Here is an 11880-nt window from a genome sequence, read left to right on the forward strand (position 1 = left end):
CGAGTTCGGAATCTGCCCGGCCCTCGTCAGACTGCTCACGTCGGGAACCTCCTACAGCTCGGGCCAGATGGCGCCCACGACGGCCGTCTGTTTCATGCTCCTCGGGCTCTCGCTGTTGCCGTTCGTATTCGACCGGCACCCGTCTCTCGCGCAGTCCCTGGCTACGGCCGCGTTGCTTGTCGGAAGCGTAGCCGTAATCGGCTATCTCTACGCCGTAGAGGGACTGTCTCGCGTCGCACTCTACACACCGATGGCGGTGAACACCGCGCTGACATTCATGCTGCTCGCGTTTGCCGTTCTAGCTGCGCGAGCGGATGTTGGGTGGATGGCCTCCTTCAGGGGCAGGCGCGCCGGTAGCGTCATGGCACGGCGGTTGATGCCGTTCGTCATCATCATCCTGGTGGTCATCGGTTGGCTGAGACTGCTCGCCCAGCGTGCAGGTTTCATCGACACCACGCTCGGCGTCGCCCTGATGACAACCACCAGCGTTGGGGCAATGGGCGTCATCGTCCTTCTGACAGCCAGCCGCTTGAACGCCGAAGACAGCGCGAAACGCAAGTTCGAGAAGTCCAATGCTAGGCTGGCAAGCATCGTCGAAGGTACCGGCGACGCGATCATAGGAGTAGCGCCCGACCTCTCGATCACGAGCTGGAACGCCGCCGCAGAGCGCATGTATGGCTACGCGTCTGACGAGGTGATCGGGCAACCGTTGTCCATACTGCTACATTCGGAGTCGCAAGACGACACCCCATCCACCTGGCGTTTCACCCTGGCAGAGGGCGAGGTACAGCATCTGCGACGGTCGCATGTGACCAAAGAGGGCCGTCGTATCGATGTCGCCGTCACCCTGTCTCCCGTCCGCAACGATTGCGGCGCGGTGGTCGGTATGTCCGACATCGTTCGCGACGTCACCCAGACGACACAGATGCGAGAGGATCTGCGTAAGAGCACAGAGGAGCTGAACGCCTTCTTCACGACGAACCTCGACCTCCTGTGCATCGCGGACGTCGACGGTCACTTCGTCAAACTGAACCCCGAGTGGGAGCACGTCCTCGGATATCCCATCGCAGAACTCGAAGGCAACGTCTTCCTCGACTACGTCCACCCCGACGACGTCGACGGTACCCTTCAGGCCATAGACTCGCTGTCCGAGCAGCAAGACGTGGTCAACTTCGCGAACCGCTATCGGACCAAGGACGGGTCCTATCGCTGGATCGAATGGAGATCGCATCCGGTCGGCGACCTCATCTACGCGGCCGCACGTGACATCACCGAGCGCAAGATCGCGGAGGAGAAACTGGAAGAGGCCAACAGGGAGCTGGAGTCCTTCACGTACTCGGTCTCCCATGACCTCCGGGCCCCCCTGCGCCACATCTCCGGGTTCGTGGACCTGCTCAAGCAGACCGCAGGCGAGCGGATCGATGAACGTGGCCAGCACTACCTGGCGATGATCGCGGAGTCGACCGGCGAGATGGGAACCCTCATCGACGACCTGCTGGCGTTCTCCCGCATGGGCCGTGCAGCGCTGTCCCTCGAAGAGCTGAATCTTGCAGACATGGTCCAGGAGTGCATTGCCAGCCTGGACGACAGCACGAAAGGACGCGAGATAGAGTGGGTCGTCGGCGAGCTGCCTACCGTACACGCGGACTGGGCCATGATGCGTCAGGTGCTCGCGAACCTGCTCGGAAACGCCGTCAAGTACACCGGACCACGGGAGAACCCCCGGGTCGAGGTAGGAGCGTACCTGGACGGGAGCGAGATTGTGATCTACGTTCGGGACAACGGCGTCGGGTTCGACATGGCGTACATAGACAAGCTGTTCGGTGTGTTCCAGCGGCTGCACAACGCCACGGACTTCGAAGGCACGGGAATCGGTCTTGCCAACGTGCGACGGATAGTCACCCGCCATGACGGTCGGACGTGGGCGGAAGGTGCCGTCGACCAGGGAGCGACGTTCTACTTCTCCTTGCCGACCGGAAGCACGAAGCAGGCCTTCCAGAACCACGATGAAGAGGGAGAGGGTAGATGATGCGCGACGTCCGAACGATCCTGCTCGCGGAGGACAGCCCCAAGGACGCGGAACTCACCATGACAGCCTTGGAACAACACAACCTCGCCAACAAGGTGGTGTGGGTACGCGATGGCGCGGAGACCCTCGACTACATGTACCGGCGCGGCGAGTACGCGAATCGCGAGCGGGGCAACCCCGCCGTCATCCTGCTCGATCTCAAGATGCCGAAGGTAGACGGGATGCAGGCTCTGCGAACGATCAGGAACGACCCCGACCTCAAGATGACGCCCGTCGTTATCCTCACCTCCTCGCGCGAGGAACGTGATCTCATCGAGGGCTATTCGCTCGGCGTGAACGCGTACGTCGTCAAGCCGGTGCGCTTCGCAGAGTTCGTCGACGCGGTCGCTCAGCTTGGGGCGTTCTGGGCGATCGTCAACGAGCCACCGCCCAACACCGCACGATAACCACAAGGGATGGACGATGGAACGATTGACGATTCTGCACCTCGAGGACAGCCCGATGGACCAGGAGCTGATCGCGGCGGTCTTGAAGGGCGAGCTGGACTGCACGGTCGAGGCCGTTGGCACGCGAGATGCATTCACCGCCGCACTGGAAACATGCGCTCCTGATGTGATTCTTCTCGACTACAACGTCCCGGGATTCGACGGATTGACGGCGCTGGAGCTAGCACGCGAACGGTTCCCCGACATCCCGGTGATCTTCGTCTCAGGCACCTTGGGCGACGAGCTCGCCGCGCAGATCATCAAGCGCGGGGCCTGCGACTACGTCTTGAAAGATCATACAGCCAGTCTGCCTTCCGCCATCCTCCGCGCACTGGAGGAAAGCCGCATGCAGACCGCCTATCGGGAAGCGCAGGAGGAACTGCGCCGGGCCAACGACGAGCTTGAGTTCAAGGTGCTCTCGCGGACCGCCGAACTAGCAGCCATGAACGAGAGGCTCGAGAACGAGGCCAGAGAACGGCGGTACGCTGAAACACGTTTGGAGAACGCGCTGAAATACGCGCCTTTCCCGATCATGCTGCATGCCGAGGATGGCCAGGTCCTGGTGGTCAACGAGTGCTGGCAGCAGACCACGGGCTACTCGTCAGCCGACATCCCGACAATCGAGGATTGGACCGAGAAGGCCTACGGCTCGCGCAAGGACATGGTGCGCTCAAACATCAAGCATCTCTTCGAGTCGGATGCGCCGATCGAGGAGGGCGAGGACACGATCACGACACACGAAGGCGCCACAAGGGCATGGGCGTTCAAGTCCGCACCACTCGGTCGAGACTCGAGCGGCCGGAGACTTGTCATCACCATGTCGATGGATGTCACCGACCGCAAGCAAACCGAACAGGACCTCGACGCGGCGAGACTGGCGGCGGAGACAGCGAACGTGGCGAAATCGAGATTCCTCGCAAACATGAGTCACGAGTTGCGCACACCACTCGGAACCACCATCGGGTTCGCGCAGCTGTTGCAGGAGCAGCTCCTAGGAGATCTCAACCTCAAGCAGCAGGAACAGGTCGGCTACATCCTGGAAAGTGCGCGGCACCTGCTCTCCTTGATCAACGACATCCTCGACCTCTCCAAGATCGAGGCCGGCAAGATGGAGCTGAGACCATCTCAGGTTCGTCTCGCAGATCTGCTGGAGGGCAGCCTCAACATGGTCAGAGAACAGTGCCTCAGGAAGGGAGTGGCGCTGGCTTTGGAGCTTGGCCCCGACGCACAGGCGGTACTCCTCACAGCCGATGAGCGCATGTTGAAGCAGGTGATGTTCAACCTGTTGTCCAATGCGATGAAGTTCACACCGCGCGACGGGAGAAACATTGTCAGCGCGCGGATCGAGCGCGACGAGATCGTGGTCTCCGTAGTCGATACCGGAATCGGGATCGCTCCCGAGCAACAAGAGGCCATCTTCGAGGAGTTCTACCAGGTCCGGAGCGACTACTCCGACAAGACGGCCGGCACGGGACTGGGTTTGCCACTGGTCGCGCAGATGGTGGCCTTGCACGGAGGACGAACGTGGTTGGAGAGCGCCGGCATCGACAAGGGCAGCACCTTCTCCTTCGCCATACCGCTCAAGCGCCAGGACGAGCCAACGGAGGAAGCAGCGGAGCAGGAGGCGTCGAACGAGGGGCCTCTCGACACGATCGAGACCTTCATCTCGCACCACGATCACGTGTGCCTCTGCCGGTTCGAGCCCCTCGACCTATCTGCACCGGTCGACCACGTTGCCCTGCTGCAGGGTCTGGAGTCCGGCAAACGAGCAGGCGATCTCGTTCTCGAAATCGCGAGCGAGAGATATGCGTTGCTTCTCACCGACATTGGCCGACAAGACGCCGAAACAGCATGCCGCAGAATCGCCGTTTCACTCGAAACGACCCTCGCAATGCCCTGGCATTGGGCGATAGCCGTGTCCCCGGACGAAGGACGCGACCCCGAAGGGCTGCTTGAGATCCTGAGCGCCAGAATCGTAGACACGCCATGAGCACGATACTGATCGTGGACGACAACCCGGGACACCTCGCCCTCCTCAGCGACGTGCTCCAAGCCGAGGGCCACACCACCCAGGCAGCAGAGAGCGGTGAGCAGGCGATCGAACTGGCCCTGTCCACGACGCCCGATCTGATACTCATGGACATACAGATAGGCGACATGGGCGGCGTCGAAGCGCTGTCTGTGCTCAGACAGAACCCTGCCACTCGTGCCGTTCCCATCATAGCGGTCACCGCACTGGCGATGGACGGCGACAAAGAGCGGCTCCTCGCGGCCGGATTCGATGATTACCTGTCAAAGCCCGTCGACCTTGCCGTTGTTCGTAAGATCGTGCAGCGCTTTCTCTCCTCGGCTGAGGACGGGAGGACGTGAACGTGAAGGAAGAAAGACGCAAGGTCCTCATCGTCGACGATGAGGAGCGCCTCCGCGGCGTTCTTGAGGCCAGGGTAGGCGCCATGGGTCACGAGGTTCTCGTCGCGGCCGACGGAGAGGAGGCGCTGGCCCGTGCCCGGAGTGACAGCCCGGACCTCATACTCCTCGACGTGATGATGCCCGAACTCGACGGGTTCTCGGTCGCCCGGATACTCAAGGACTCGCCGGAGACAAGCCACATCCCGATCGTCATGGTCACCGCGCTAAGCGATGTCGAGGATCGCGTACGAGCGCTGGAGGCGGGTGCAGACGACTTCCTCACGAAGCCCGTGGAGCCGACGGAACTGACCGCACGGGTCCGATCGCTCCTCAAGGTGAAAGCGTACAACGACTACATGCGTCACCACCAAGAAGAACTCGAGTTGGCGGTCACGAACAGAACGAAAGAGCTCCAGTTCGCGCTCGACCGACTTGAGGTGGCATCCCTGGACACCATCTACCGACTCTCCCGTGCAGCCGAATACAGGGACGACGATACCGGGGCGCACGTCAAGCGAGTGAGCCACTGCGCCGCCATCATCGCAAGTCAGATGGGACAACCTGCGGCATTCAACGACATGGTCCTAAGGGCAGCACCCATGCACGACGTCGGCAAGATCGGCATCCCAGACGCCGTACTCTTGAAGCCCGGGAAGTTGAACACGGAGGAGTGGCGCATCATGCAAACGCATGTCGAGATAGGCGTCAACCTGCTCTCGGGCTCCGATTCTGAGCTGCTGCAGCTGGCCGAGACTATAGCGGGGACCCATCACGAACGGTGGGACGGGGCCGGTTACCCAAACGGTCTCGCAGGAAAGACGATACCCCTGGCCGGACGCATCGCGGCGGTGGCGGATGTCTTCGACGCAGTGTGCTCGAAACGGCCCTACAAAGAGGCCATGACGCCAGAAGATGCATTTACTCTCATCGTTTCCGAAAGCGACGGCCAGTTCGACCCCGAGGTAGTTGACGCTTTCGTCGCCGCCCGAGACGACATCATGGACACACTACTGGAACTGAACCTACACGTCGGCTGAGCGCGCGCAGAGCGACTCAGCCGACATCTCACCTACACGTAGGTGTAGAGCTTCCCGTAGGGCCGGTGGCTGATCGGCACGAGCTTCGTGAACGGCACCGAGAGCACATCGTCGACGTCCATGTCGAACGCCTCGCAGTACTCCTCGAGCACGGGCCGCAACTCCGCGATGTCTTCCTCATCGGCCACGAAGATGCCGACCTCTTTGCCGCACTGCCACGGCTCGACTTCTCCGCGCAGGTAGACCGTGCCGCCGTGCATGCCGGTCGCGAGATACCCCCCCACGAGCGGCCCGTCGAACTGCGAATTCATCCCGAGCAACACGAGCAACCCTCCGGCCATGTACTCGCCGAAGAAGTCGCGCGACTTCCCGCCGCAAACCATCACGGGCCGCAGTCCCTCGTAGGCCTTCATGTGGATTCCGACCCGGTAGCCGACATCGCCCTTGATGAAAACGGACCCGCCGCGCATCCCATAGCCGAGAACATCGCCGGCATCGCCGTGAACGATCACCTTGCCAGCGTTCATCGTGTTGCCGACGCCGTCTTGCGCATTGCCGAAGACCTCGACCGTTGGCCCGTCCATGAACATCGCCAGGTCCTGGCCGACCGTTCCGTGCACCTCGATGCGAACGCCGCCCGCACGGATGCCGGTCCCGATGTAGCGCTGCCCGTTCACGTTGAGCAGCTTCACGGTCTTGGCGCCATCCGAGATGGCGCGGCGGACAGCCTCGTTGACGTTGCGGTAGTAGACGCTCTGCGCGTCGATCGTGGTGACATCGCCGTCAACGGTCACCTGCGGATCCACCCGCAGGTAGCCTTCAAGGGGTCCGGCGCTCTTGGTATCTGCTGTCATCTCGCTCCTCCCCTACATCCCGGCCGGTTTGACACCGAGAATCTCGCAGGTCTGCGCATCGAGACCGTTGGCGCGCAGCCGCTCACGGCTACCACGTAGCGACTCGACCGCATTGACACCCAACGCGCCCAGGATCTCCTGCAGCTCGTGACTCCAGGCGTGCACGAGATTGGTGAGCCTTTCGGCCCCCCATTCTGGGTCGACTCGCCGCGTAAGTTCCGGCTTCTGCGTCGTGAGGCCCCACGAGCACGAGCCCGTGTGGCAGCCCTGGCACAGGTGACACCCGAGGGCCATGAGGGCCGCCGAGCCGATCGCGACGACGTCGGCCCCGAGCGCGATCGCCTTGGCCATGTCCGCCGAGGAGCGGATCGAGCCGGCAGCGATGATCGACGCCTGGTTGCGGATGCCCTCGTCGCGCAGTCGCTGGTCGACGACGGCGATCGCGATCTCGATCGGGATGCCGACGTGGTCGCGAATGATCTGCGGAGCGGCTCCCGTGCCGCCGCGGAAGCCGTCGAGGTAGACGTAGTCGGCACCCGCACGCACGATGCCGCTCGCGATCGCGGCCACGTTGTGCACGGCCGCGATCTTCACGCCCACCGGCTTGTAGCCCGTGGCTTCCTTGAGGGAGTAGATGAGCTGGCGCAGGTCTTCGATTGAGTAGATGTCGTGGTGCGGCGCGGGCGAGATCGCATCGGTTCCCTGCGGGATCATGCGGGTCTCGGAGACCTCGCGGTTGATCTTCTCGCCGGGCAGGTGGCCGCCGATTCCGGGCTTGGCTCCTTGGCCGATCTTGATCTCCATAGCCGCGCCCCGGTTGAGATACTCGGGATTGACACCGAAGCGTCCCGAGGCAACCTGGACGATGACGTTGTCCTGGAACGGGTAGAGGTCCGCGTGCAGGCCGCCTTCGCCGGTGTTCATGAGGATGCCCAGGCGCTCGGCGGCCATGCCGAGCGACTTATGGACGTTGAGCGAGACCGAGCCGTAGGACATCGGCGAGAAGATGATCGGCGTGTCGAGCTTGATGTTGTTGCTGATCCCGGCACCATCCGCGAGGCGAAAGCCACCAGCGCCGTTGGACTCCACCTCCACGCTGTCGGGCTTGCGGCCAAGGTACGTGCGCAGCTCCATCGGTTCGCGGAGCGGGTCGATCGACGGGTTGGTGACCTGACACGCGTCGAGCACGAGGTAGTCGAAGATGTTGCGGTACGGGCGGTCGTTGCCCATGCCTGTCAGCATCACGCCGCCGGTCTCGGCCTGACGCCACACGGCCTTGCGCAGCGCCGGGTCCCAGTGATCGTTGCTGCGGTAGGCCAGGTCGTTCTTCTTTATCGTGATGCAGTGCGCCGGGCAGTACGTCACGCAGCGGTGGCATGCACGGCACTTGGTGTCGTCAGGGACGGGGCGCTCGTTGAACGAGTACACGCCCCAGCCGCACTGCTGCACGCAGCGGCCGCACTTGTGGCATTTGTCGTAGTCGATCTTGACCTTGAACTCAGGCTGGATGAGGCTGATCGGCATCTCTAGCTCACCTCGACAGTCTCACACGTGTCTTCGACGCCGGTGACGGCGCACGAGACTTCGGAAGCGGACAGGTGCAGGTCTCCGTGGATCGGCCAGTCCATCCCGCCAACGCGAGCGATGACCGGCTCGCCGGCTCTTGGCGCCCACACGCGGTCGGGCGAATCGAGGACTTCGCGCATCGCGCTTTCCTCGGAGGCGACCATCACGATCGAACCCTGGGTGGCAGCCACCAGAGGACGGAGCTTGATGCGGTCGTTCAGGGCGACCATGCCTCCGTTGAAGCCAAGGACGATCGCGAAGGGGCCGTTGAGCATGCCCGGGCCGTAGACCGCACGAAGACTGCGCATGACAGCTGCTTCCTCGGCAGGCATCCGATCGATCTCGGACCATAGCGGGCTCGCGAGCGCCTTGCATGCGAGCTCGAGCGGCAGTTTGTGGCGCCGGAGCATGAGGTCGAAGAGGTATGCGGCGACCTCGGTGTCGGTCCCTAGCGAGCACGTGTAGCCGAATGCCTCGAGGTAGCGGCTATTGATACCGTAGCTCGAGATCTCGCCGTTGTGCACGATCGACCAGTCGAGCAGCGTGAACGGGTGCGCGCCGCCCCACCAGCCCGGCGTGTTTGTCGGGAAGCGGTTGTGGCCGACCCAGGTGTGGCCCTGGTACTCCTCGAGCAGGTAGTAGTGGCCGATCTCCTCGGGGAAACCGACGCCCTTGAAGGCGCCCATGTTCTTGCCCGAGGAGGCGACGAATGCGCCGTCTATCTGCGAGTTGATGAGCATGACCGTGTGGACGATGTAGTCCTCGGCGCTCATCTCCGAGTTCTCGAGCTTGTGCGGATCGGGACCCAGGAAGTAGCGCCATAGCAGCGGCGCGTCCGTGATGCCCTTGACCGGGCGGGTCGGCATGGGCTCGGCGAGGTCGACCACGAAGTACTGGTCGAACACGGCCTCGGCGTCCTCCTTGGCCTTCAAGTCGTGGTACATCATGTGGAAGCAGAAGTGGTCCGGGAACTCAGGGTATATGCCGTAGCCGGCGTACCCGCCGCCCAGTCCGTTGCCCCGGTCGCGCTGCACTGCCATCGCACGGATCGCGACCTCGCCGCCCATAAGCGTGCCGGACTCGTCGCAGATGCCCATCAGCCCGCAGCCGCCGTGGATCTTGCTGGCGGCCTCCGCGGCGTACGCCGGACGCTCGCCGCCGAACACGCCCTCGCGATCGGAGAACGTCGGCAGCTTCGTGCTAGGCATGCGATCGAGAAGTGGGTTGAAGTCCATCGCTCTACTCATCTCCCTCGTCCTCGGCAAGCAGCTTCGCGACGGCGTCCCCGCCAGTCGCAGGAAGGGCGGAAAGCCCCAGCTTCTTACGGGCGGACTCCCTTGGTTTGCCAAGGACACCGGTCTTCAGGAACTCCGCATAGGCGGCAGAGACCGACTCCGGACCGCTGCCCGACGCCATCGCAAGCTCCTTCAGCTTGCGGAACGTCTCGGCCATACCGATGTCGGAGTGACACAGCTCCTGGCACGTGTAGCACTCCAGGCACTTCCACAACTGGCTGTCGGCGATCACTGCATCGAGATTGCCGCGCACGAGCTCGCCGATGATCTCGGTCGGCTGGAACGTCGTGTCGACTTTGCACACCGGGCAGTCGTCCTTGCATGCCTCGCACGAGTAACACTTGCCAAGGAGCGCCACGTCGAAGTGTTCCGCGAGCTGGGCCTTATCGGCGGTGCGCGAACCCCAGCGCTCGAGGAACGGGTCTACGCTGACGCGGTGCATGTCCAGCCCGATCTCCTCCGGCTCGTGGCCGTAGGCAAGCGCAAGCAGCTCTGACAGGTACAGCACCGGCACATGGATGTCCTCGCGTGCGCGCTGGAGAGCGGCCTGGTTCAGGTCGAACTGCTGGAAGCAGCTCGGACACACGACCACCATTGCGTCGACCTCTTCGCTCTGGAGTTCAGTGAGCTTCCGACGCGCGAACGCGAGCGACGCCTCGCGTTCGCCGACGCGATCGAGCGCCCCGCCGCAGCACTGCATCTTGGTCGAATAGTCGATGACGCGCGCGCCGAGAGCGGTGATGAGCGACTCGACCTTGGTCGGGTGCAGCGGGTCGTCCCAGCGCACGGCCGGCTGAGGGCGGAGCAGGTGGCAGCCGTAGTGCACGGCGATGCGCATGCCCCAAAGCGGCCGGGTGACCTTCGCCGCCACGAGCCCGGTGCCCATCTCGTCGATAAGCCACTCGGCGAAATGGGTGATCGTGAGGTCGCCGCTGTAGTGCAGATCCTCGCGCGCAAGCCGCTCGTTGATCGCGTCCTTCTCGCGCCACTGCGTCTTGAGGTGGCTGGAGGCTTCCTTGAACGTCGAGTAGCAGCCGTTGCACGGCGTGACCACGCTCAGTCCCGCCTTCTCCACGAGGGCGAGGTTGCGAGCGGCGGCCGTGTAGAAGGCGCTCTCGTCATTGGCCTTCACAAGGGTGCCCTCAGGGCAGCACGTGTGGCCCTCGAGTTCATGGATATGAGCCCCGAGGTCGTCCATCACGATTCTCGTGGCCTTCTCGATGAACGGGAACCGCGCGGGGATCGTGCATCCCCAGAAGACCGCAAACTCCTTCATCGGTCCGCCCTTCCTCTCTCGCCCAGAAACGAAAAAGCCCGCCGGACCCGTTGGGGTCGGCGAGCGTCATTGCTCGGTACGTATGTCTCCAGCACACCGTTGTGCCGGTGGAGGAAGTATAGCAAATCGCACGCCTACCGGAAAGCGCGGGCGAAACACGGAGGAAACACGCTAGTGCGTCGGCTACTGGTCCTCGCCAGCTGCGGAACCCGTCTCGCTCTCCTCGGCTTCCCCGCCAAAGATCCAGAACCGCGCGCCGGCCAGCAGTGTCCCGAGCGCACCGCCCGCGAATAACGGCTCGCCAAGGAGCCCCCAGAGCAGCAGGAACACGGCTGTGAAATACCAGAACAGCACGCCCGAGAGCTTCAGGTCGAGCCATCGCTCGGCGCGCGCGCGGCCCTCGATGCCCCCACGCCGGGCCACGAACGAGAACAGCACGATGTTCTGCGCATGCCGCATGAATACCGGCATCTGAGTGAGCACGAAGAACCCGAGGACCCCCGCGTAGAACGAAACCATGCGTCCCGCGCGCACCGTGAACCACCATGCGACCGCGAGAACAACCCAGATTCGCAGGAGTGCCAGGAGGTGCCGCGGACTGACGAGGCGACCGGCCTCGATGTCGGCGATGAACGGCGTGTTGAGCTCGTAGCTCCCGCCGAGATCGTAGTGGCAGTCCGCTCCCTGCCGGAACAGCCGCTGGCCGACGACCGAGAGCCGGTAGTCGAGCAGGTAGAGTGCGGAGATGACGAGCAGAGCCGACCACAGCTGATCCAGAAGGAATTCCTTGACCACGCGGCTACCCCCGACGTCGTGAGTAGCCACGAGTATAGCGTGCCACACTCGCGGCGCGTCCAGCAGGAGTGTGGTGCCCCCGTCGGGAATGAACTCACCAGAGCGGCGTGCGACGGGCCACCGGGGCCCCGAGC

10 protein-coding genes are annotated in these 11880 nt (G+C 63.4%); 5 read left to right on the plus strand and 5 right to left on the minus strand.

Translation table 11 applies throughout. The features are described 5' to 3' along the window. The 5 genes from Q8K99_05540 to Q8K99_05560 form a co-directional block, all read left to right on the plus strand. The coding region (locus Q8K99_05540) for a PAS domain S-box protein (GenBank protein MDP2182019.1) at positions 1-2029 on the plus strand (2029 nt) is incomplete at its 5' end. Further along, entirely contained in the window at positions 2029-2475 is a 447-nt protein-coding gene (locus Q8K99_05545; GenBank protein MDP2182020.1) for a response regulator, read from the plus strand. The genes Q8K99_05540 and Q8K99_05545, both read left to right, overlap by 1 nt. A 16-nt stretch (positions 2476-2491) precedes the next feature. Further along, the gene (locus tag Q8K99_05550) at positions 2492-4504 is read left to right on the plus strand and encodes an ATP-binding protein (GenBank protein ID MDP2182021.1); all 2013 of its coding nucleotides are present in this window, start codon (positions 2492-2494) and stop codon (positions 4502-4504) included. Continuing rightward, positions 4501-4884, plus strand: a complete 384-nt coding sequence (locus Q8K99_05555; GenBank protein MDP2182022.1) for a response regulator — start codon at positions 4501-4503, stop codon at positions 4882-4884. The genes Q8K99_05550 and Q8K99_05555 overlap by 4 nt, the downstream gene beginning before the upstream one ends. Before the next feature lie 2 nt (positions 4885-4886). Beyond that, positions 4887-5960 (plus strand): response regulator, encoded by a 1074-nt coding sequence (locus tag Q8K99_05560; protein MDP2182023.1) that lies wholly within the window; start codon positions 4887-4889, stop codon positions 5958-5960. A 32-nt stretch (positions 5961-5992) separates the two neighbouring features. On the opposite strand, the gene Q8K99_05565 is transcribed toward Q8K99_05560, so the two are convergent. The 5 genes from Q8K99_05565 to Q8K99_05585 form a co-directional block, all read right to left on the minus strand. Next, positions 5993-6814, minus strand: a complete 822-nt coding sequence (locus Q8K99_05565) for a hypothetical protein (protein ID MDP2182024.1) — start codon at positions 6812-6814, stop codon at positions 5993-5995. Positions 6815-6826: 12 nt separating this feature from the next. Beyond that, the gene (locus Q8K99_05570) at positions 6827-8338 is read right to left on the minus strand and encodes a glutamate synthase-related protein (protein MDP2182025.1); all 1512 of its coding nucleotides are present in this window, start codon (positions 8336-8338) and stop codon (positions 6827-6829) included. 2 nt (positions 8339-8340) lie between these two features. Continuing rightward, on the minus strand, positions 8341-9477 hold the full coding sequence (locus Q8K99_05575; protein ID MDP2182026.1) for a glutamine amidotransferase family protein: 1137 nt from the start codon (positions 9475-9477) through the stop codon (positions 8341-8343). Between the two features lie 142 nt (positions 9478-9619). Next, positions 9620-10951, minus strand: a complete 1332-nt coding sequence (locus Q8K99_05580) for a heterodisulfide reductase-related iron-sulfur binding cluster (GenBank protein ID MDP2182027.1) — start codon at positions 10949-10951, stop codon at positions 9620-9622. Between the two features lie 183 nt (positions 10952-11134). Then, positions 11135-11746: a hypothetical protein gene (locus Q8K99_05585; protein ID MDP2182028.1), complete on the minus strand. Its 612-nt coding sequence runs from the start codon at positions 11744-11746 to the stop codon at positions 11135-11137. Positions 11747-11880 lie beyond the last annotated feature (134 nt).

It is taken from the genome of Actinomycetota bacterium (assembly GCA_030682655.1).
In the GTDB taxonomy this organism is placed as follows: domain Bacteria; phylum Actinomycetota; class Coriobacteriia; order Anaerosomatales; family JAUXNU01; genus JAUXNU01.

Excerpts from the sequence above, each read along its gene's own strand:
- Q8K99_05555 (MDP2182022.1), top strand. The coding sequence starts at position 4,501 with ATGAGCACGATACTGATCGTGGACGACAACCCGGGACACCTCGCCCTC.
- Q8K99_05570 (MDP2182025.1), bottom strand. The coding sequence starts at position 8,338 with ATGCCGATCAGCCTCATCCAGCCTGAGTTCAAGGTCAAGATCGACTAC.
- Q8K99_05565 (MDP2182024.1), bottom strand. The coding sequence starts at position 6,814 with ATGACAGCAGATACCAAGAGCGCCGGACCCCTTGAAGGCTACCTGCGG.
- Q8K99_05545 (MDP2182020.1), top strand. The coding sequence starts at position 2,029 with ATGCGCGACGTCCGAACGATCCTGCTCGCGGAGGACAGCCCCAAGGAC.
- Q8K99_05575 (MDP2182026.1), bottom strand. The coding sequence starts at position 9,477 with ATGGGCATCTGCGACGAGTCCGGCACGCTTATGGGCGGCGAGGTCGCG.
- Q8K99_05580 (MDP2182027.1), bottom strand. The coding sequence starts at position 10,951 with ATGAAGGAGTTTGCGGTCTTCTGGGGATGCACGATCCCCGCGCGGTTC.
- Q8K99_05550 (MDP2182021.1), top strand. The coding sequence starts at position 2,492 with ATGGAACGATTGACGATTCTGCACCTCGAGGACAGCCCGATGGACCAG.